Source organism: Geminicoccus sp. (assembly GCF_035556675.1).
Classification (GTDB): domain Bacteria; phylum Pseudomonadota; class Alphaproteobacteria; order Geminicoccales; family Geminicoccaceae; genus Geminicoccus.
In genome coordinates this window covers 1-21,606 of sequence record NZ_DATMFZ010000259.1, presented here as the reverse complement: position 1 = coordinate 21,606, position 21,606 = coordinate 1, and the positions used below count along the sequence as shown (strand labels likewise).

Annotated in this window: 18 protein-coding genes and 1 other RNA gene; all 19 read left to right on the top strand. The window is 70.7% G+C overall.

Annotated elements, in window-relative coordinates:
• Positions 1-22 precede the first annotated feature (22 nt).
• An RNA gene (gene rnpB, locus VNS22_RS18100) (RNase P RNA component class A) lies at positions 23-422 on the top strand.
• 522 nt (positions 423-944) lie between these two features.
• Positions 945-1,967: a 16S rRNA (cytosine(1402)-N(4))-methyltransferase RsmH gene (rsmH, locus tag VNS22_RS18095; protein ID WP_325734861.1), complete on the top strand. Its 1,023-nt coding sequence runs from the start codon at positions 945-947 to the stop codon at positions 1,965-1,967.
• A complete protein-coding gene (ftsL, locus tag VNS22_RS18090; protein WP_325734859.1) occupies positions 1,964-2,338 on the top strand; it encodes a cell division protein FtsL in 375 nt (124 codons plus the stop codon). Before rsmH ends, ftsL begins: the two co-directional genes overlap by 4 nt.
• Entirely contained in the window at positions 2,335-4,047 is a 1,713-nt protein-coding gene (locus VNS22_RS18085; RefSeq protein ID WP_325734857.1) for a penicillin-binding protein 2, read from the top strand. Before ftsL ends, VNS22_RS18085 begins: the two co-directional genes overlap by 4 nt.
• The gene (locus tag VNS22_RS18080) at positions 4,025-5,494 is read left to right on the top strand and encodes a UDP-N-acetylmuramoyl-L-alanyl-D-glutamate--2,6-diaminopimelate ligase (RefSeq protein ID WP_325734855.1); all 1,470 of its coding nucleotides are present in this window, start codon (positions 4,025-4,027) and stop codon (positions 5,492-5,494) included. The genes VNS22_RS18085 and VNS22_RS18080 overlap by 23 nt, the downstream gene beginning before the upstream one ends.
• Positions 5,491-6,879, top strand: coding sequence for a UDP-N-acetylmuramoyl-tripeptide--D-alanyl-D-alanine ligase (locus VNS22_RS18075; RefSeq protein ID WP_325734853.1), 1,389 nt, complete (start codon positions 5,491-5,493; stop codon positions 6,877-6,879). The genes VNS22_RS18080 and VNS22_RS18075 overlap by 4 nt, the downstream gene beginning before the upstream one ends.
• Entirely contained in the window at positions 6,879-7,967 is a 1,089-nt protein-coding gene (mraY, locus tag VNS22_RS18070) for a phospho-N-acetylmuramoyl-pentapeptide-transferase (RefSeq protein WP_325734851.1), read from the top strand. Before VNS22_RS18075 ends, mraY begins: the two co-directional genes overlap by 1 nt.
• Positions 7,968-7,982: 15 nt before the next feature.
• Positions 7,983-9,326, top strand: coding sequence for a UDP-N-acetylmuramoyl-L-alanine--D-glutamate ligase (gene murD, locus VNS22_RS18065; RefSeq protein WP_325734849.1), 1,344 nt, complete (start codon positions 7,983-7,985; stop codon positions 9,324-9,326).
• A 6-nt stretch (positions 9,327-9,332) separates the two neighbouring features.
• The gene (locus tag VNS22_RS18060) at positions 9,333-10,442 is read left to right on the top strand and encodes a putative peptidoglycan glycosyltransferase FtsW (RefSeq protein WP_325734847.1); all 1,110 of its coding nucleotides are present in this window, start codon (positions 9,333-9,335) and stop codon (positions 10,440-10,442) included.
• Positions 10,439-11,506 carry an undecaprenyldiphospho-muramoylpentapeptide beta-N-acetylglucosaminyltransferase gene (murG, locus tag VNS22_RS18055; RefSeq protein WP_325734845.1) on the top strand — a complete coding sequence of 356 codons (1,068 nt, stop codon included), beginning with the start codon at positions 10,439-10,441 and terminating at the stop codon, positions 11,504-11,506. The genes VNS22_RS18060 and murG overlap by 4 nt, the downstream gene beginning before the upstream one ends.
• Before the next feature lie 56 nt (positions 11,507-11,562).
• Positions 11,563-12,915: a UDP-N-acetylmuramate--L-alanine ligase gene (gene murC, locus VNS22_RS18050; protein WP_414653382.1), complete on the top strand. Its 1,353-nt coding sequence runs from the start codon at positions 11,563-11,565 to the stop codon at positions 12,913-12,915.
• Entirely contained in the window at positions 12,915-13,817 is a 903-nt protein-coding gene (murB, locus tag VNS22_RS18045) for a UDP-N-acetylmuramate dehydrogenase (RefSeq protein WP_325734841.1), read from the top strand. The genes murC and murB overlap by 1 nt, the downstream gene beginning before the upstream one ends.
• A complete protein-coding gene (locus VNS22_RS18040; RefSeq protein ID WP_325734840.1) occupies positions 13,814-14,743 on the top strand; it encodes a D-alanine--D-alanine ligase in 930 nt (309 codons plus the stop codon). The genes murB and VNS22_RS18040 overlap by 4 nt, the downstream gene beginning before the upstream one ends.
• Positions 14,731-15,573: a cell division protein FtsQ/DivIB gene (locus VNS22_RS18035; RefSeq protein ID WP_325734839.1), complete on the top strand. Its 843-nt coding sequence runs from the start codon at positions 14,731-14,733 to the stop codon at positions 15,571-15,573. Before VNS22_RS18040 ends, VNS22_RS18035 begins: the two co-directional genes overlap by 13 nt.
• The gene (ftsA, locus tag VNS22_RS18030; protein ID WP_325734837.1) at positions 15,573-16,871 is read left to right on the top strand and encodes a cell division protein FtsA; all 1,299 of its coding nucleotides are present in this window, start codon (positions 15,573-15,575) and stop codon (positions 16,869-16,871) included. Before VNS22_RS18035 ends, ftsA begins: the two co-directional genes overlap by 1 nt.
• Positions 16,872-16,977: 106 nt before the next feature.
• Positions 16,978-18,495 carry a cell division protein FtsZ gene (gene ftsZ / locus VNS22_RS18025; protein WP_325734835.1) on the top strand — a complete coding sequence of 506 codons (1,518 nt, stop codon included), beginning with the start codon at positions 16,978-16,980 and terminating at the stop codon, positions 18,493-18,495.
• Between the two features lie 235 nt (positions 18,496-18,730).
• Positions 18,731-19,678: a UDP-3-O-acyl-N-acetylglucosamine deacetylase gene (lpxC, locus tag VNS22_RS18020; RefSeq protein ID WP_414653381.1), complete on the top strand. Its 948-nt coding sequence runs from the start codon at positions 18,731-18,733 to the stop codon at positions 19,676-19,678.
• 121 nt (positions 19,679-19,799) lie between these two features.
• Complete coding sequence (locus VNS22_RS18015; RefSeq protein ID WP_325734831.1) at positions 19,800-20,549, top strand: hypothetical protein; 750 nt, start codon at positions 19,800-19,802, stop codon at positions 20,547-20,549.
• A 47-nt stretch (positions 20,550-20,596) separates the two neighbouring features.
• Positions 20,597-21,606 (top strand): D-TA family PLP-dependent enzyme (locus VNS22_RS18010; RefSeq protein ID WP_325734829.1); only part of this gene is annotated, 1,010 nt, incomplete at its 3' end.

Sequence of the window (21,606 nt, the reverse complement as noted above, 5' to 3'; positions counted from 1 at the left end):
CGTGATAGAGGCCGTGGCCACGTCAGGCGGCCGGGCGGCCGCGCTCCTTGCCAGCGATGGCAAGGGGTGAGGAAAGTCCGGGCTCCACGGAAGCACGGTGCCGGGTAACGCCCGGCGGGGGCGACCCTAGGGAAAGTGCCACAGAGACCGAACAGCCCGCCTGGGTCATCCTTGGCCTGCGGGTCATGGTGAAAAGGTGCGGTAAGAGCGCACCGCGCTGCCGGCGACGGCGGCGGCAGGGCAAACCCCACCGGGAGCAAGACCAAATAGGGACGACGGCAGGTTTCGCACCTGCAGGCCTGCTTCCGGGCTGGTCGTCCGGGTCGGTCGCGCGAGGCGGCGCGTAAGCGCTGTCCCAGAGGAATGGTCGCCTCCCGCCCAACGGGCGGGAACAGAACCCGGCTTACAGGCCGCCTGACGTATTTTCACCGAACGGTAGAATATCCGAGTGGGCTAGCCGGGCCGGCAGCCACTGAATTGTCCATGTCACACATGGAGATTTCCGCAGGGTTATCCACAACCGGCAGGGTAGCCGGAGGCGCGTTTTTCCACAGGTTGTGGTACGATATCCACAAGCATGGTAGTGTTTGCTGCTTGACCATCCCCGGAGCAGCGCCCATAACTGGCGCAGCACCACGCCCATAGGTTGAGACCTCGGCGGAGGCAGCCTGTGCCCACCTGCCGCTCGCCGGGTGGCTGGCATGATCGGCCGCAAGGGCTATGTAAGAATAATTAAATAGACGTGCGCTGTCAGGCGACTTCGTCATTGGTCGCTTTTGCCTGATACTCGGAAATAGCCAGTAACGGCCCGCCCGGACCGCGGGAAAATGGTGACAGCCGAAGAACTTCCTGGGAATCCCTAAGAAAACCGTTGGTTGCCTGTGCGCTGCGTGTTAACCCGCAGGCGATAGTCCTGCAGCCTTCGTTCGAGGACGTTGCGGCCCGTGGTCCCGACCGACGCTACCCCCACCGTTGCCGATCGGCAGACCGCCCAGGGTCATGCGCCCGTGATGCTGGCCGAGGTGCTGGAGGCACTGGCACCCTCAGAGGGGCAGGTCGTGGTCGACGCCACCTTCGGCGGCGGCGGCTACAGCCGGGCGATCCTCGCCCGCGGGGTGGCAAGGCTGGTGGCGCTCGACCGCGACCCCGACGCCATCGCCCGCGGCCAGCGCGATTTGGCGGGCGATCCCCGCCTGACCCTGGTCCACGCCCGGTTCGGCGAGCTCGAGCGAGTGCTGGCGGACCTGGGTGTGCCCGCGATCGACGCCATCGTGTTCGACCTGGGCGTCTCCTCCTTCCAGATCGACCAGGCCGAACGCGGCTTCTCCTTCCGCTACGACGCGCCTTTGGATATGCGCATGTCCAAGGAGGGGCCAACGGCTGCCGAGTTGCTGGCCGGCCTCAGCGAGATCGAGCTCGCCCGGATGCTGTGGAACCATGGCGACGAGCGCGACGCGCGCCGGATCGCCCGCGCCGTGGTGGCCGAGCGCCAGAAGGCGCCGATCGACACCACGCGCCGGCTGGCCGAGCTGGTGGCCCGGGTCAAGGGGCAGGGGCGCGAGGGCATCGACCCGGCGACCCGGACCTTCCAGGCCCTGCGCATCGTGGTGAACGACGAGCTGGGCGAGTTGCGCACCGCGCTCGACGCGGCGGAGCGGGTGCTGCGCCCGGGGGGGCGTCTGGTCGCGGTGTCCTTCCATTCGGGTGAGGACTCGATCGTCAAGGATTTCGTGAACGAGCGCGGCGGGCGGATCCGGCGCGCCTACCGCCACCTGCCGCCGCTGGCCGAGGTGGCGCCGCGCTTCGCCTGGCTGGTGGACCGGCCGCAGCGCCCGGGGCTGGCGGAAACCGAGAGCAACCCCAGGGCCCGCTCGGCGCGCCTGCGCGCGGCCGTGCGCCTGGGGGAAGGATACGAACACCGGGCGCCGGAGCAGGGCGATCCCGGCATGAGCGGGGACGGGCGATGACGGGGCGGAACTTGCTGTTTCTCGTGCTTCTCCTGCTGGGCACCGCCTGGTCGACCTTCCACCTGAAATACGCGGTGGTGCGGCTGGAGCGGCATGCGCACGGCCTGGAGCGTGAGATCGCCCGCACCGTCGACGAGATCCGCACGCTGGAGACTGATCTGGCGCTGCGCACCCATCCCGACCGGATCGTGGCGATGGCGCCCAAGCTCGACATGGTCCCGGTGACCGTGCAGCACCTGGCCAGTGCCAGCGCCCTGCCCGACCACGCACGGGTGGCCTATGCCGACCGGATGCTCGCGGTCCTGCTTCCGTCCGGGGCGGAAGTGCCGGCGCGCCTCAAGCCGTTGACCCTGAGCGGGCTGTCGCGATGAGGCAGCCGGTGCCGCTCGATTCGGTGGCGCTCGGCCGAAGGAGGATCGGGGTCGTGGTCGCGGCCTTCGGGCTCCTGTTCGCGACGCTGGCCTTCCGCCTGGTGGACATCACCCAGTTCGCCGCCAAGGAGGAGCGCACCACCGCCCTGGTGCTGCCCAAGGACGGCATCAGCCGCCGCGACGTGGTCGACCGGCGCGGCATCCCGGTGGCGACCGATGTGATCGTCTCGGGCGTGGGCGCGGACCCGCGCGAGGTGCCGAAGGACCCGGAGGTCTATCGCAGCCTCGGCGCGGTGCTCGAGCGCGACCCGCGCGTCATCGCCCGCCTGCTCGACACCGACCGGCATTTCATCTGGCTGGAGCGGCGGATCACGCCCAGGCAGCAGGCCGACCTCCTGCGCCTGGGCATCCCCGGCATCGAGTTCCGTGACCAGCCACGGCGGGTCTATCCGCAAGCCAACCTGGTGGCGCACCTGATCGGCCAGACCGGAATCGACAATAACGGGCTGAGCGGCCTGGAGCTGGTGTTCGACAAGACCATCCGCACCGAGGCCGGGATGCGCGACCGCGAGCCGTTCGCGCTCTCGATCGACCTGCGCGTCCAGCAGGCGCTGCGTGAGGAGCTGGCTGCTGCCATCCGCACCTACGAGGCGGCCGCCGGCAACGCCATCATCATGGACGTGCATACCGGCGAGCTGCTGGCGATGGTCAGCCTGCCCGACTTCGACGCGAACCACCCGGTCTCGCCCGACGACGTGCGCCGCTTCAACCGCAACACGGAAGGCGTCTACGAGGTAGGCTCGCTGTTCAAGAGCCTGACGCTGGCCACCCTGCTCGATGCCGGCGTGGTGCGAATGGACGATATGTGGGACGTCCGCGAGCGGCTGAAGATCGGCCGCCGCTCGATCGGCGACGCCCATATGCTCAAGCGCTGGGCGTCCACCACCGACGTGTTCCTCAACAGCTCCAACATCGGCACGGCGCGCATGGCGCTGGCCGGGGGGCGCGAGCTGCAGCACCATTATCTGGAGAAGCTCGGGCTCCTGGAGAAGCCCCAGCTGGAGTTGCCGGGGGTGAGCAGCCCGCTCGTGCCGAAGCGCTGGCCGGACATCACCGTGGCGGTAGTCTCCTATGGCCATACCCTGGCGGTGACGCCGCTCGGCTTCCTGAACGCCTTCGCCGCTGTCGTGAACGGCGGGATCCTGCGTCCGGCGACGCTGCTGCAGCGCGATCCCGAGCAGCCGGTGCCGGGCGAGCGCGTGATCTCGCAGGCAGCCTCGGATCAGATCCGCGAGCTGCTCTGGCTGAACGTCGTGGGGGGCGGCGGCACCAAGGCGCGGGTGCCGGGCATGATGGTGGGCGGCAAGACCGGCACTGCCGACAAGCCGGTCAACGGCAGGTACGTGAAGGGGGTGGTGATCTCCAGCTTCGTCGCGGCCTTTCCGATGAATGCGCCGCGCTACGCGGTGCTGGTGATGCTGGACAACCCGACCGCCAACGAGGCGTCGATGGGCTTTCGCTACGCCAGCTGGAACGCAGCGCCCGCGACCGGCCGGGTCATCGCCCGGGTGGCGCCGCTCCTGGGCGTGCCGCTGGTCCCGCAGGAGGTCGAGGACGGCTTCCTGGCCAAGGCGCCGCCGGAGATCCAGCAGAAGGAACTGAAGCGGCGGGGCAAGGAGGCGCAGATTGCGGCTTTCGCGCCTTACTGACGGGCTGGGCCTGACGCTCCTGCCGGCACCCGACGCCACGGATCCGGAGATCCGCGGCCTCACCCTCGATTCGCGTGAGGTCCGGCCCGGCTCGCTGTTCGCGGCCCTGCCCGGCACACGGGTGGACGGCGGCGCGTTCGTCGACCAGGCGATCGCGGCGGGTGCCGTGGCCGTGCTCGGCGGGGCGGCCCTGGCAGAGCGCGCGCTGCCCGTGCCGGTGCTGGTCGCCCCCGACCCCGCCGCGGCCCTGGCCAGACTCGCCGCACGCTACTTCGGCCGCCAGCCGGCCATCGTGGCGGCGGTCACCGGCACCAACGGCAAGACCTCGGTCGCGAGCTTCACCCGCCAGCTCTGGGCGCTGTCCGGCCACGAGTCCGCCTCGATCGGCACGCTCGGCGTGCAGTCGACCACCGGCGACCTGCCGGGCAACCTCACCACGCCGGACGTGCTGACCCTGCAGCGCCTGGCCGCCGAGCTGGCCGGGGCGGGCGTCGAGCGGCTGGTGATCGAGGCTTCCAGCCACGGCCTGGAGCAGCGCCGCGTCGACGGGCTGCGCATCACGGCTGCCGCCTTCACCAACCTCACCCGCGACCATCTCGACCATCATGGCGACATGGGCGCCTATCTGGCCGCCAAGCGCCGCCTGTTCGCCGAGGTGCTGGCACCCGACGGCGTGGCGGTGCTGAACGCCGACATCCCGGAGTTCGCCGAGCTGGCGGCGACCTGCCAACAGCGCGGCATCCGGGTGATCGACTATGGTCGCAATGCCCGTGCGCTGCGCCTGGTCGAGCAGCGGCCGGAGCCCGGCGGCCAGAGCCTGGTGCTGGCGGTGTCCGGGCGGGAGTTCCGGGTCGCGAGCCCGCTGGTGGGCGCGTTCCAGGCGGAGAACCTCCTGGCGGCCCTGGGACTGTGGCAGGCGACCGGCGGGGATCCCGCCGATGCGGTCCGGCTGCTCCCGCAGGTTACGGGCGCGCCCGGGCGCATGGAGCTGGTGGGCGCCACGCCCGCTGGCGCCGCCGTCTATGTCGACTATGCACACACGCCCGACGCGCTGGAAAAGGCGCTGGCGGCGGCAAGGCCGCACGTCCAGGGGCGCCTCGTCGTGGTGTTCGGCTGCGGGGGCGACCGCGATCCGGGCAAGCGGCCCCTGATGGGCCGGGTGGCCGCCGAGCGCGCCGACATGGCGATCGTCACCGACGACAACCCGCGCAGCGAGGATCCGGCCGCAATCCGGGCTGCGGCCCTGGCAGGGATGGCGCCCGGTGCGCGCGAGATCGGCGATCGGGCGCTGGCGATCCGAACGGCGGTGGCCGAGCTTCGCCCGGGCGACCTGCTGCTCATCGCCGGCAAGGGTCATGAGCGCGGGCAGACCCTGCGGGGCGTGACACATCCGTTCGACGATGCCGAGGTCGCCCGGGCGGCGCTTGCGGAGCTGGCCCCGGCATGAGCGCGCTCTGGACCTCCGGGGAAGCCGCCCTGGCCACGGGCGGGATGCTGGCCGGGCCCGCCTGGCAGGCGGGCGGCGTGGCGATCGACACGCGGGAACTCCAGCCGGGCGACCTGTTCGTGGCGCTGAAGGGCGAGCATCGCGACGGTCATGCCTTCGTGAGCGATGCGCTGGCCGCCGGTGCCGCCGCTGCCTTGGTCGCCAGCAGGGAGGCCCTGCCGCCAGGAGCGTCCGGCCTGGTCGTGGCCGACACGCTCATGGGCCTGGAGCGGCTGGGCCGTGCCCGCCGCGCCGCGACCGCTGCACGGGTCGTGGCGATCACCGGCAGTGCGGGCAAGACCACCGCCAAGACGGCACTCGCCACGCTGCTCGCCGGGTTCGGCCCGACCCATGCCAGTGCCAAGAGTCACAACAACCATTGGGGTGTGCCGCTGAGCCTGGCCCGGATGCCGCAGGACACGGCATTCGGCGTGTTCGAGCTCGGGATGAACCATGCGGGCGAGATCCGCGCTCTGGCGGCGCAGGTCCGGCCCCATGTGGCGCTGGTGACCACGGTTGCCCCGGCCCATCTCGGCCATTTTCCGGGCGAGGAGGCGATCGCCCGCGCCAAGGCCGAGATCGTCGAGGCGATCGAGCCGGGGGGCACGGTGGTGCTGCCCGCCGGCAATCGCTGGTCGGACCTCCTCCTCCAGGCAGCGCGCAGCTCGCGGGCCGGCTCCATCCTCACCTTCGGCCGCTCCGTCGGTGCCGACCTGCAGCTCCTGACCGAGACGGGCGACGCGGACGGCAGCCGGGTCGAAGCGCGGCTGGGCGGGCGGACGCTCCGCTGGCGCCTCGACCTGCCCGGCGGCCACCAGGTCGAGAACAGTCTGGGCTGGCTCGCCGTGGCAGCCGCGCTCGGGCTCGACCCCGAGGCAGTGGCCGGCCGGATGGCGCTGGTCCGCCCGGTCGAGGGGCGGGGCGTGCGCCGGCCGCTCCGGCTGCCGGGCGGTGCGACCATCCTGCTGCTGGACGAGAGCTACAACGCCAACCCGGCCTCGATGCGGGCAGCCCTGGATGTGCTGGCGCGCCAGGCTGGCCGCAGGGTCGCCGTGCTGGGCGACATGCTGGAGCTGGGTGCCCAGGCCGAGCCGCTCCATGCCGGGCTGGCCCCCGATCTGGCGGCAGCCGGCGTCGAGGCCGCCTATCTGTGCGGCCCGGCCATGACCGGCCTGGCCGGGCGGCTGGCCTGCGGGATCGCCGTTCATCACGCACCCACCAGCGCCGAACTCCTGCCGCTGCTCCAGTGCCAGCTGCGGGACGGCGACGTGGTGCTGGTCAAGGGTTCATTGGGAAGTCGAATGCGCGTGATCGTCGACGGGCTCGCGGCAGGGGGACAGGGCTGATGCTCTACCACCTGCTGGTGCCCCTTTCGGAGACGGTGAACGTCCTCAACGTGTTCCGCTACATCACCTTCCGCGCCGGCGGGGCGGTGATGACTGCGCTGTTCCTGAGCTTCTGGCTGGGCCCCAGGGTGATCCGCTGGCTCAAGAGCAAGCAGCCCGGTGGCCAGCCGATCCGCCTGGACGGGCCGGAAAGCCATCTCCTCACCAAGAAGGGCACGCCCACCATGGGCGGCGTGCTGATCCTGCTGGCGCTCAGCCTGTCCACCCTGCTCTGGGCCGACCTCACCAACGGCTACACCTGGTGCGTCCTGTTCGTGACGCTGGGCTACGGCCTGATCGGCTTCGGCGACGACTATCTCAAGCTCACCAAGCGCAACAGCAAGGGCCTGTCCGGGCGGATGAAGCTCCTGGCCCAGGCGGTGATCGGGCTGCTCGTGGCCCTCTATCTCGTGCTGGTCGTGGACGGGCCGGGCGCCACCTCAGTGGCGCTGCCCTTCTTCAAGGACGCCTTCATCCCGCTGGGCTTCATGTTCCCGGTCTTCGCCACCCTGGTGATGATGGGCAGTTCCAACGCGGTGAACCTGACCGACGGGCTGGACGGGCTCGCGATCGTGCCGGTGATGATCGCGGCCGGGTGCTTCGGCATCATCGCCTATCTCGGCGGCAACGTGATCTTCGCCAACTATCTGGGCGTCCCGCACGTCCCGGGTGCCGGCGAGATCACCGTGTTCCTGGCGGCACTGGTCGGCGCCTCCATGGGCTTCCTCTGGTTCAACGCCCCGCCGGCCATGGTGTTCATGGGCGACACCGGCTCGCTCTCCGCCGGCGGCGCGCTCGGCGTGACCGCGGTGATCGTGAAGCACGAACTGGTGCTGATGGTGATCGGCGGCCTGTTCGTGCTGGAGGCGGTGTCGGTGATCGTGCAGGTTGCCAGCTTCAAGATGACGGGGCGGCGGGTGTTCCGGATGGCGCCGCTGCACCACCACTTCGAGAAGCTGGGCTGGCAGGAATCGACGATCGTGATCCGCTTTTGGATCATTGCCTCGATCCTGGCCCTGGTAGGTCTCTCCACCCTCAAGCTGAGGTGAGCCGAGATGGGCTGGATGGAACGGATCGCCGGAGCCGACGTGGGGGTGCTGGGCCTGGGGCGCAGCGGCTTGGCTGCCGTCCGGGCACTTGCCGGCCGGGCCAAGCGGGTGGTCGCCTTCGACGATGATCCGGCCCAGATCGGGCAGGCCGTGGCGCTGGGTGCCGTGCCGGGCGACGTCAGCGCGATCGGAGGGCTCGCGGCCCTGGTGGTGAGCCCGGGCGTGCCGCTCACCCATCCCGCACCGCACCCCGTGGTCCGGGCTGCTGCCGAGGCTGGCGTGCCGCACATCGCCGACCTGGACCTGCTGGCCGGAAGGCTGGGTGAGCGGCGGGTCGTGGGCATCACCGGCACCAACGGCAAGTCGACCACCACGGCGCTGATCCACCACATTCTGACCGGTTCTGGCCGGGCGGCAGTGATGGGCGGCAATATCGGCGTGCCGGTCCTGGACATGGATCTGGGACCTGCCGACGCGGTGGTGGTGCTGGAGCTGTCCTCCTACCAGCTCGACCTGATCCAGGACCTGCCGATCGACATTGCGGTCTGGACCAACATCTCGCCGGACCATCTGGACCGGCACGGCGACCTCGCCGGCTATGTCCGGGCCAAGGAGAAGCTGTTCCGCCACGGGCGTGGCCATGCCACCGCAGTGATCGGCGTGGACGACCAGGAGAGCCGGCAGGTCCTAGCACGCCTGGCCGGGCAGGGCACCCACCGGATCGTGCCGGTCTCGGGCGGCCAGATGCCGGGCGGTGGCGTGGGCGTGGTCGAAGGGCGGCTGATCGACGCCAGCGACAAGACCTCGCGCTTCGTGGCCGACCTGAGCGATGTCCCCACGCTGCGCGGCCGGCACAACCACCAGAACGCCGCTGCCGCCTATGCCGCGGTCCGGGCTCTGGGCGGCATCGCACCCAGGCAGGTGACGGAGCGGATGTTCGACTTCCCGGGCCTGCCGCACCGCATGGAGGAAGTGGCCCTCAGGGACGGCGTGCGCTGGGTCAACGACAGCAAGGCGACCAACCCCGATGCCGCCAGGCGCAGCCTCTGCGCCTTCGACCAGATCGTCTGGATCGCCGGGGGGCGGCCCAAGCCCGGGGGCTTTCGCAGCCTGGCACCCGCCATGGCCAATGTCCGGGCAGCCCTCCTGATCGGCGAGGCGGCGGACGCGATCGCCGCGGATCTGGCCGGCGTCGTCTCCTGCCGCAACGTCGGCACGCTGGAGGAAGCGGTCGCGGCCGCACGCGAGATCGCCGCGCCCGGCACCACCGTGCTGCTGGCGCCCGCCTGCGCCAGCTTCGACCAGTTCAGGGACTACGAGGCACGGGGCGCGCGCTTCCGCGACCTCGTGAAAGGTTAGGGCGGCATGATCGTCGTCCCGCGCAGCAATCGCAGCGTCCTGGGGTCCTGGTGGTGGACGGTCGACCGCGTCCTGATGCTGGGCTTCGCGATCCTGGCCGTGATCGGCCTGATTCTGGTGTTCGCGGCCAGCGGCCCGGTCGCGATCCGCAACAACAATCCGGCCACCTACTTCGTCGAGCGTCAGGCCGTCTTCCTGGCGGCATCGATCACCCTGATGCTGTGCGCGTCCATGCTCTCGCCGCGCGGCGTGCTGCGGCTGGCCTGGTTCCTCCTGCTGGTGTTCGTCGGGCTGACCGCGCTCACCCCGTACGGACCGGAGGTCAAGGGTGCTCATCGCTGGCTCGACTTCGGCAGCTTCCGCCTGCAGCCGTCCGAGTTCGTGAAGCCGACCCTCGCGATCGTGGTTGCCTGGCTGCTCGCCCGCAGCCAGGGCCTGCGCGGCCTGTGGCCCTCGCTTCTGCCGGTCTGCCTGGCCCTGGTGATGCTGGCCCGCCAGCCCGACATCGGCATGGCCTTCGTGGTGGCCGCGGTGTTCGGCATCCAGCTGTTCCTGGCCGGGCTCGGCTGGGGCTGGATCACGGCTGCCGCCGGTGCCGGCATCACCGGGCTGTGGGGGGCCTACCTGTTCTACCCGCACTTCACCCAGCGGGTGGACGGCTTCATGGACCCGTCGCAGGAGGTCTACCAGGTCGACAAGGCGATGAACGCGGTGGCTTCCGGCGGCCTGCTCGGCCGGGGGCCGGGCGAGGGGGTGGTGAAGTTCCAGCTGCCCGACGCCCATTCCGACTTCATCTTCGCCGCCACCGCCGAGGAGTTCGGGGTGATCACTTGTCTGGCGCTGGTCGGGCTGTTCTTCTTCCTCCTGTTCCGCGCGCTGCGCCGGGTCTCGGGCCTGCATGACCGCTTCTGCCTGCTGGCGGCCGGCGGGCTAGCTGCCCAGTTCGGCCTGCAGGCCTTCATCAACATGGCGGTCAACCTGAACCTGATGCCGACCAAGGGGATGACCCTGCCGTTCATCTCCTATGGCGGCAGCTCGCTTCTGTCCTTTGGGCTCAGCATGGGCCTGCTCCTGGCCCTAACCCGCCGCGGCGCCCGGCTGGAGCTGGTGCGATGACCGGCCCGGTGGTGATCGCGTCCGGCGGCACGGGCGGGCACATGTTCCCGGCCCTGGCGCTGGCCGACGAGATCGTCCGCCGCGGCCACCAGGTGGCGCTGGTGGTGGACGAGCGCGGCCGGCGCTGGGTGAAGGGCTCCTATGACGTCCATGTGGTGGCCGCGGCCCGGCCAGGCCTGGGTGCGGTCGGCCGCGGCCTGGGCGTGGCCCAGGGCCTCGTCCAGTGCCTGCGCCTCCTGCGCCGCTGGCGGCCCTCGGTGGCGGCCTGCTTCGGCGGCTATGCCTCCTTCCCGCCGGCACTCGCCGCCAGGCTGCTCGGCCGCCCCCTGGTGGTCCACGAGCAGAACGCGGTGCTGGGCAAGGCCAACCGGGCGCTGGCCAGGCTCGCCCAGCGGCTGGCACTGAGCTTCGTCCGCACCGAGCACGCCCCGCCGCTCTCCGACCGGACCCTGGTCACCGGCAATCCTCTGCGCAGCGGGTTTGCGGCGGCACCTGCCGTCCCCGATCCGGACGGGCGCCGGCGGATCCTGGTGCTGGGCGGCTCGCAGGGAGCCCGCGTCTTCTCGACCGTGCTGCCCGAGGCGCTGGCCCTGCTCCCGGCCGAACTGCGCCAGCGCCTCGCCATGGTGCAGCAGGCCAGGCCCGAGGACCTGGACCGTGTCCGCTCACGCTATGCCGAACTCGGCATCCAGGCCGAGATCGCGAGCTTCTTCGATGACATGCCGAAGAGGCTCGCCGTCTGCGACCTCGTGATCGCGCGCAGCGGCGCCTCCACCGTGGCCGAGGTCACCGCCTGCGGCCGTCCGGCGCTCTACGTGCCCTATGCGCATGCCGCCGACGACCACCAATACGCCAATGCCATGCGGATCGCCGAGGCAGGTGGGGCGGTGACGCTGCGCGAACTGGCCGCGTCGCCGGAAACTCTCGCAGATGCCATCGCCTCTTTAGCGGATGATCCGGCGCGACTCGAGGAGATGTCCAAAGCCGCCCGGTCGGCCGCACGGCCGGACGCGACCCGGGCACTCGCCGACCTGGTACTTTCCGTTGCGGAGCCAAGACCGTGAAGTTCCTGCCGCAGGATGTGGGCATCATCCATTTCATCGGGATTGGCGGGATCGGCATGTCCGGCATCGCGGACGTGCTCCATCACCAGGGCTATCGCGTGCAGGGCTCCGACCAGGCGGCCAGCGCCAATGTGCGTCGGCTGCAGGAGCAGGGCATCCGCGTAGCGATCGGCCATCGTGCGGCGAACCTGGGCGAGGCCGCTGTGGTCGTGTTCAGCTCCGCGGTGAAAGCCGACAATCCGGAAATGGTCGAGGCGCGCGCCCGGCGCCTGCCGGTAGTGCGTCGGGCCGACATGCTGGCCGAGCTGATGCGCCTGAAGTCGTCCATCGCGATCGCCGGCACGCACGGCAAGACCACCACCACCTCGCTGGTGGCGGCCTTGCTGGACGCCGCGGGCCTGGATCCCACCGTGGTGAACGGCGGCATCATCAATGCCTATGGCACCAATGCCCGGGTCGGTGCCGGCGACTGGATGGTGGTCGAGAGCGACGAGAGCGACGGCAGCTTCCTGCGCCTGCCGGCCACGATCGGCGTGGTGACCAACATCGATCCCGAGCACATGGAGCATTACGGGACGTTCGAGGCGGTACGCGACGCCTATTACAGCTTCGTCGAGCGGCTGCCCTTCTACGGCTTCGCGGCGCTCTGCCTGGACCATCCCGAGGTCCAGGCGCTGATCGCGCGGATCACCGACCGCCGGGTGGTCACCTATGGCTTCAGCCCGCAGGCCGACGTGCGCGCGACCAGCCTCGCCATCGAGGCAGCCGGCTCCACCTTCGACGTCACCGTCACCCGGCGCGGCGGCCGGCCGCTCCAGCTCGACGGCATGTTCCTGGCGATGCCCGGCCGGCACAACGTCCAGAACGCGCTGGCGGTGATCGCGATCGCCGAGGAGCTCGGCATCGACCATGCCGCCACCCGCAAGGCGCTCAGCTCCTTTGGCGGGGTCAAGCGCCGCTTCACCATCACCGGCAAGGCCAGCGGGGTGACGGTCGTCGACGATTACGGCCACCACCCGGTCGAGATCCGCGCCGTGCTGGCGACCGCGCGCCAGGCGACCAAGGGCCGGGTGGTCGCGATCGTCCAGCCGCACCGCTACTCGCGGCTGGCCTCGCTGTTCGACGAGTTCTGCGGCTGCCTGCACGACGCCGACACCGTGCTGATCGCCCCGGTCTATGCCGCCGGCGAGGCGCCGATCGAGGGGGTTGACCGGGACCGGCTGGTGGCCGGCATCCAGGCGCGCGGCCATCGCGACTGCCGGGCGATCGAGGGACAGGAGGGGCTGGCCGATCTCGTGCGCGCGATCACCGAGCCGGGCGACCTGGTGGTGTGCCTGGGTGCCGGCACGATCTCCGCCTGGGCCAACGCGCTGCCAGCCGAGATGGCTGCTTTGGCCGAGGCCGCCTGATGACCGACTGGCGCGACCAGCTGCCGATGGTGCGCGGCGACCTGCGCCGGGACGTGGCGTTGAGCGGGCTGACCTGGCTCCGGGTCGGCGGCCCGGCGGATGTCCTGTTCCATCCCGCCGACGCCGAAGACCTGGCAGCCTTCCTGCGGGCACTGCCGCCAAAGGTGCCGGTGCTGCCGGTGGGGGTGGGCTCGAACCTGCTGGTCCGCGACGGCGGCATCCGCGGCGTGGTGGTGCGCCTGGGCGGGCCGCTCGCCAAGGTCGTGGCCGAGGGAACCAAGCTGATCGCCGGTGCCGGGGCACTGGATCAGAACGCAGCACGTGCCGCCCAGCGCGCCGGACTTGCCGGCATCGAGTTCATGATCGGCATTCCCGGCACGATCGGCGGTGCGGTGCGCATGAACGCCGGCGCCTTCGGCGGCGAAACCGCCGAGCGCCTGCTCTGGGCGGAGATCGTTACCCGCGACGGCGCGATCCGCCGGCTGGAGCGGGCCGAACTCGGCCTGTCCTACCGGCGCTCCGCCCTGCCCGACGGAGCGATCGTGCTCCGCGCGGCGTTCGGCCTCGAGCCGGACGATCCGGCGGCGGTCCTGGCACGCATGGACCGGATCCGGACCGAGCGAGAGGCGGCCCAGCCGATCCGGGTCGCGACCGGCGGCAGCACCTTCAAGAATCCCGAGGCGGGCCGCGCCTGGCAGCTGGTGGACGAGGCCGGCTGCCGCGGCCTGGCGCACGGCCAGGCGATGGTCTCGGACAAGCACTGCAATTTCCTGATCAACCGTGGCGGTGCTTCGGCCAGGGAGGTCGAGGAACTGGGCGAGATTGTCCGGCAGCGCGTCCTGGCGCAAACCGGGGTGGCGCTCGCCTGGGAGATCGTCCGCGTCGGGGAGGAGGCGTCATGAGCCGCTGGAAGGCTGCCACGGTCGCCGTGCTGCTGGGTGGCCGGTCCGCCGAGCGCGAGGTCAGCCTCGTGTCGGGCGCGGCCTGCGCCGATGCCCTGGACGCGGCCGGGTTCCGGACGGTCCGGATCGATGCCGCCGACCGGCTGGTCGAGCGGCTGGTCGAGTTGCGGCCGGACGTCTGCTTCAACGCCCTGCACGGCCGGTTCGGCGAGGATGGCCGGGTCCCGGGCCTGCTCGACCTCTTGGGCATCCCCTACACCCATTCCGGCGTGCTCGCCTCGGCCCTCGCGATGGACAAGCCGCAGGCCAAGCGGGTGTTCCAGGCGGTCGGGCTGCGCTGCCCCGAAGGGGTGGAGACCAGCTATGCCGAGCTGGTCGAGCATGGGCCGCCGATCCCCGGGCCGATCGTGGTGAAGCCGGCCTGCGAGGGCAGCTCGGTGGGTGTCCTGATCGCACCGGACGGCGACATCACGGCACTCGCCCGCCGCAACGACGTCGATCCTGCGCAGCGGCTGATGGTCGAAACTTACGTCCGCGGCCGCGAGCTGACCTGCGGCGTGCTCGACGACCGGGCGCTGGCGGTCACCGAGATCGTGCCGCGCGACGGATTCTACGACTATCGCGCGAAATACACGTCCGGCTTCGCCGATCACGTCGTGCCGGCCGATCTGCCGCCCGAGGTCTATGACAGCGTGCTCGACTGGGCGCTGCGCGCCCATCGCGCGCTGGGGTGCCGTGGGACGAGCCGTTGCGACTTCCGCTGGGATCCGGATCAGCCGGGCAACGACGGTCTCCATCTGCTGGAAATCAACACCCAGCCGGGGATGACGCCCCTGTCCCTCCTCCCAGAGCAGGCGGCGTTCTGCGGAATTCCATTCGGTGAACTGGTGCAGCGTCTGCTGGAGAGCGCTCGATGCGACACCTGAGCCGTACCGCTGTCCGGATCCGTGCGCTGCGCCGGACCCGCCGCAAGCCACGCTGGCTGCGCCCGCTGCTGATCTCGGTGGCGGTCGCGTTCGGGCTCGGCATCGCGGTGCCGGCCCTGTGGATAACTTATGGAAAGACTCACCTGCCCCCGCTGCTCGCCGCGTTCGACGCCGGCTGGCGGTCAGCAAGTGCCCAATCTGGCTTGGTTGTGCAGAAACTTTCCAGTGATGGGAGAGTGCGGACTTCTGTGGATGAATTGAGGACGGTCCTTGATGACCTTCGGGGCTCCAATATACTTGTGGTTGATATCGATCAGGTTCGTAAACGTATCGAGGAGCTTCCCTGGGTGAAGTCCGCCTCCGTCCATCGCCGGCTTCCGGACACCTTGCATGTCAGCCTGGAGGAGCGGGCCCCGCTGGCGCTCGCCGAAGCGGACGGGCGGAGACTGGTGCTGATCGACGAAGACGGCCAGCCGGTCAAGGTCGCCGATCTGCGGCCGTTCGCCGACCTGCCGACCGTCGCCGGCGAGGGGGCCCAGCGCCATGCCGGCGAGCTGCTGGCCCTGGTCCGCTCCGAGCCCTCGCTCTACAGCCGGGTGTCGGGTGCCTATCGGGTAGGTGACCGCCGCTGGAACGTGTGGATCGACGGGAGGATCGAGGTGCGGCTGCCCGAGGACGACGCGGCGGGCGCCTGGCGCAAGCTGGCGCGGGTCCAGGCCGGCAGCGGCCTGCTCGACAAGGCGATCGTGGCCCTGGACATGCGGGCGACCGGTGGTGTGGTGGTGCGGACGGACCCGCGGGTGACCGCCGGCAGCGGGGAGGGTGCCTGATGGCCGTCACCCTCGACCGCCACCCGCCGCTGCCCACCGGCGGCTTCGACCAGGGCCAGGGCAGCCGGATCCGTGCGGTGCTCGATGTCGGTACCAGCAAGTTCGGCTGCTGGATCGTCCGCGCACGCCGCTCGGGCGGCTTCGAGCTGTGCGGCAAGGGCTATCAGGCCGCGGATGGGATGCGCAGCGGCGAGATCGTGGATGGCGACGATGCCGAACTGGGCATCGCCGCGGTGGTGCACGAGGCGGAGCAGGCGGCCGGCGAGGAGCTGCGCGACGTGGCGGTGGTCACCAGCGGCGGCAGCCCGCTGTCCAGCCATGGCCGGGTCGAGATCCCGCTCTACGGGCGCGCGGTCGACCGCACCGACATGGCGCGGGCGCTGGACGCCGCACGGCGTCAGTTCGACCGGCCCGGCCGCTCGATCCTCCATCTGGTGCCGCTGGAAGTCTCGATCGACGGCAGCCGGCCGCTGCGCGACCCCACCGGGATGCGCGGCGAGAGCCTGCAGGTGCTCGCGCATGCGGTCAGCATCGACAGCCGCCACGTGGCGCAGCTGCGCGCCTGCCTGGACGGCTGCCACCTGGACGTGACGAGCATCGTGGCCGCGGGCTATGCGTCCGGCTGGTCGGTCACCACCCAGGAGGAGCGCGAGCGCGGCGTGCTGGTGCTGGACCTGGGCGCCGGCGTGTCCTGCGCTGCCCACTTCTTCGGCGGCCGCTTGGCCCTGCTGGCCTCGGTACCTTACGGCGGCGAGCACATCACCGCCGACCTGGCCCATGGCCTTGCCACCCAGCGCACCCATGCCGAGCGGATCAAGTCGCTCTACACCAGCGTGCAGGCGCGCCATGGCGACGCCGACCAGCGGATCGCGGTGCCGCATGTGGGCGACCCGGACGGCTGGCCGTCCGGCGAGGTCGCCCGCTCCCGCCTGACCGAGATCGCCCGGCCGCGCGTCGAGGAGATCCTGGAGCTGGTCCGCTCCCGGCTGAAGGAGCATGCCGAGCTGTTCCGGACCATGCCGCCGTCCGGCCTGGTGCTGACCGGCGGCGCCTCGCGGATCGAGGGGCTGGTCGAACTGGTCGACGAGATGTTCGGCCTGCCGGTGCGCTTCGGCCGGCCCGACCGGATCCGGTCGGGGGAAGTGTTCGAGTGTGAGCCCTGCGCCAGTGCCGCCAATGGCGCACTGGCCTTGTGCCGGGGCGAGGACGGCGGGCAGGGTTGGCGCGGCGAGGTTTCCGGAAGCACGATCGGCCGCGGCTGGTCGCGGTTCCGCAAGTGGCTGCGCGAGAATTTCTAGCGGTTGGACGGACCGGAGCGCCTGAGGGGGGCGGGCCGGCCGTGATGGCAGACGAACAGTGGTGCCCCCGTGCCTGCGCGAGAGGACGGGAGGGGTGGAGGACCAGATGACGATCAACTTGACCATGCCGGTGGCCCATGACCTGAAGCCCAGGATCAGCGTGGTCGGGGTGGGTGGTGCCGGCGGCAACGCCGTCAACAACATGATCACCGCCCATCTCGAGGGGGTGGAGTTCGTCGCCTGCAACACCGACGCCCAGGCGCTGGACCGCTGCCTCACCGACCGGAAGATCCAGCTCGGCAACACCGTGACCCATGGTCTCGGCGCCGGTGCCCGCCCCGAGATCGGCCGCGCGGCTGCGGAAGAGGCGCGCAACGAGATCATCGACGCGCTCTCCGGCAGCCACATGGTGTTCATCACCGCCGGCATGGGCGGTGGTACCGGCACGGGTGCGGCCCCGGTCATCGCCAAGGCCGTCAAGGAACAGGGCATCCTGACCGTCGGCGTGGTCACCAAGCCCTTCCAGTTCGAAGGCGGCTACCGCGCCCGCCTGGCCGAGAGCGGCATCGAGGAACTGGAGCAGTGGGTCGACACGCTGATCGTGATCCCCAACCAGAACCTGTTCCGCATCGCCAATGAGCGCACCACCTTCACCGAGGCCTTCCAGATGGCCGACCAGGTGCTGCACATGGGTGTGCGCGGGGTCACCGACCTGATCGTCATGCCGGGCCTGGTCAACCTGGATTTCGCCGACATCCGCACCGTCATGTCCGAGATGGGCAAGGCGATGATGGGCACCGGCGAGAGCGAGGGCGAACGCCGCGCCATCGAGGCCGCCGAATCGGCGATCTCCAACCCGCTGCTCGACGAGGTGTCGATGAAGGGTGCCCGCGGCGTCCTCATCAACATCACCGGCGGCCCGGACATGACCCTGTTCGAGGTCGACGCCGCGGCCAACCGGATCCGTGAGGAGGTCGACACCGACGCCAACATCATCTTCGGCTCGACCTTCGACGAATCGATGCAGGGCAAGATCCGCGTGTCGGTGGTCGCCACCGGCATCGCCATGCAGGAGCGCAAGCGCCGGCCGCAGCCGGGTGCGCCGGAAGTCGTGGCCAGCACCGCGCCGGCCGCCTCACCGCTGCGCTTCCAGCCCCAGGTCGCCAGGCCGATCTCCCAGGCCTACCCGACGCTCCGCGCCGCCACCCAGCCCGCACCCACCACCGCACAGGCGGTGGACGTGCATATCCGGGCCATGACCGAACGCGGCGGTGCCGGTGCAGAGGCGGGCGCGGATCAGGTCGATGCCTATGCGCCGCCCGCCGCCGAGCCCCAGGCCGGCTACGAGCAGGCCGAACGCGACTACGAGACGGCGGGTACCGAGCAGCATGCCATCGGGCGGCCCCGTAACCTGTCCGGCCTCGGCCGTGCGGAGGACCGGCTGAGCAACCTGTTCAGCAAGATGAGCAAGGGCCTGGGCTTCGGCGGCGAGGGGCAGGGTGGTGAACAGAGGGGCGACAATGCCCATCTGCGCTGGGAGCAGTCCGGCAGCAACAGCGCCGCGGGCGGTGATCCGGTCGCTGAAATCCCTGCCTTCCTTCGTCGTGACCGCACAAGGACTTGAGGTCGCCGGCTGTTACGCCCCTTGAAGCCGAGGGCTGTAATAATCGGTAACCAACTGTGAGTGGCGGCGGTGGTCACCTCTGCTTATCTCGAAGGTGCCCGGTACTGCCTGATCCGGCGGGACCGGCCCTGGACCAGGGTCGGTGCCTGCCGGGAATGGCATCCGGATCGTCGAGAGCGGAGCAAAGTTAGTGATCATCGCAGGCAGCCAGCGTGACGAACTCGGCAACCAGGACCTGGGGGTCCGGGCCAGCCGCAGCGCACGGGCGCAGCGTACGATCGCCCATCGCATCGGCTGCGTCGGCATCGGCCTGCATGGCGGCCGCAAGGTTTCCCTGAACCTGCTGCCGGCAGCGCCCGATACCGGGATCATGTTCGTCCGCACCGACCTGCCCGGCCGCCCGGTGATCCCGGCAGTGGCCGACCGGGTCGGCGACACCACCATGTGCACTGCCCTGGTCGGGCCGGACGATGCCAAGGTCGCCACGATCGAGCATCTGATGGCCGCCCTGGCGCTGGCCGAGATCGACAATGTCACGGTCGAGCTGGACGGCCCGGAAGTGCCGATCATGGACGGCAGTGCCGCGCCGTTCCTGTTCCTCCTGGAATGCGCCGGCGTGCGCGAGCAGGACCGGCCGCTCCGCCGGATCGAGGTGATCAAGCCGGTGGTGGTGGAAGCCGCCGGCAAGTTCGCCCGGCTGGATCCGGCCCCCTTCACCAGCTTCTCCGCCTCGATCGACTTCGCCCACCCTGCCGTCGGCACCCAGTCCCTGTCCCTGCCGTTCGAGCCCGGGCGCCTCGCGCGCGTCCTGGGCCCGGCCCGGACCTTCGGCTTCGCCGCGGACATCGAGCAGCTGCGCGCCATGGGCCTGGCCCGGGGCGGCTCGCTCGACAATGCGGTGGTGGTGGGTCCCGAAGGCGTGCTAAACCCGGGCGGCCTGCGCTTCCCCGACGAGTTCGTCCGGCACAAGCTGCTGGATGCGGTGGGCGACACCTATCTGGCGGGCGCGCCGATCGTCGGCCGCTGGACCGGGCACCGTGCCGGCCATGCCCTGCATGTGAAGCTGGTGCGCGCCCTGCTGGCTGACCGCTCGGCCTGGCGCTATGTCGAGGATCTCGACGCGGAGCAGGGCCTGGACGCCGCGGATCGCGCCGCCGCCCAGCCAGTCGCCGCCTCGGCCTGAACCCGGCCGCACCTGCGACCAACCTGCGCGGCTCGGCGGCGATGCGGCCGCTGTTCCAACGTGATAGAGCATGCTCGCGCCGGCCATCTCTTCCGGATGGCCGCCGGAGTGGGGAGCGTGCGTGCTGCGGGGCTGGTTCGTCGATCGTCATTTCTACACGCGTGACCGGTCGGGCCGCGGCCGCTACGCCACCTTCACCCGCACAGCCCAGATCCGCCTGGCATCCGCCGGCCTGGGCCTGGCGCTCCTGACCCTGCTGCTGGCCGGGATCGTCGTCTGGGACCGGCTCGGTGGCTCCGGTACGGCGACCCCATCGTCCGGGCTGGTGCCGGCACTGGCGGCGGCGCATGACGGGGACGACGAGCTCGTGGCGCTGCGTGCGGCCCTGGCGGAAAGCCGGGAGAAGCGGGCGGAACTCGCCGCTGCGGTCGAGAGCCTGGAGCGACGGCTTGCGGCACTGGCCGAGGCCGCGCCGGACCAGGCGGCCGAACTGGACCGGCTGCGGCAGGAACATGACCTGGCGGTGGAGCGGGCGCTGGCGGCCGAGATCGAGCGCGATGCCGCCATCGCCGAGCAGGAGCTGGCCCTGGCGGCACAGCGGGCGGCCGAAGCCCGTGCGCTGGAACATGGGCGTGATCTGGCGAGCCGCGAGCCGATCGATCCGGCGAGCGTGCCGGACCGGATCCGGGCGCTGGAACTGGAGCTGGAGCTCGTGCGTGTCGATGAGGCGGCCGGCGACTCCACGCCCGTCGATCCCTCGCCGGACGAGCCCACATCCGTCGGCGCGGACGGGCAGGACGATCCGACTGTTGCACCGCAGTTGCCTGAACCGCTACCGGACCAGGAGCCCGACGAACCCGCCGGACCCTGAGCCCAACCCTTCAGTCGTTGCTCCCGCCGGCCCTCCTGGACGAGATCATGAAGCTGGACGAACTCGACACGCCCATCGCCCTGGTAGACATGGACCGGGTCGAGGCCAACCTGAAGCGCTGGCAGGCCTTCTGCGACCGGCACGGGTTCGCCAACCGGCCGCACATCAAGACCCACAAGCTGGTCGAGCTGGCACGCCTGCAGGTCGAGCTGGGTGCCCGCGGCATCGCCTGTCAGAAGCTGGGCGAGGCCGAGGTGATGGCCGATGCCGGGATCGACGACATCCTGATCCCGTTCAACCTGGTGGGCGAGCGCAAGCTCGCGCGCGCGGTGGCCCTGGCGAAGCGGATCCGCCTGATCCTGATCGCCGACAGCCGCGAGGTGTCGGACCCGATCGGCCGGGCGTTCGCTGAGGCCGGCATGAGCGTCGAGATACTGGTCGAGTGCGACACCGGGGCCAAGCGCAACGGCACCCAGACCGTCGAGGAGACCGTGGAACTCGCCCGGCACATCGCCGCCACGCCGGGCCTGCGCTTTGCCGGCCTCCTGACCTACCCGCCGCCGGGCGGCCAGCCGAACGTGGTCCGCTTCTTCAACGAGGCCGTGGCCCGGCTGAAGGAGCTGGGCATCGAGGCGCCGATCCTGTCCTCGGGCGGCAGCCCGGACATGTGGACGGCCAACGAGCAGGGCCCGGTCACCGAGCACCGGCCCGGAACCTACATCTACGGCGACCGGATGCAGATGCGCGCCGGCTGCATCGGGCTGGACGACTGTGCGCTGACCGTGCTGACCACGGTGGTGTCCCGGCCGACCCCTGACCGGGCGATACTGGATGCCGGCTCCAAGGCGCTCACCGCCGACCTGCACGGGCTGAACGGCTACGGCCGGATCATGGAGTATCCCGACGCGGTGATCCATGGCCTGTCCGAGGAGCACGGCCATGTCGACCTGAGCCAGGTCGAGGGCCCGCGGCCGAAGGTCGGCGACCTGGTGCGGGTCCTGCCGAACCATGCCTGCCCGGTCAGCAACCTCTACGACCAGGTGGCGCTCATCCGCGG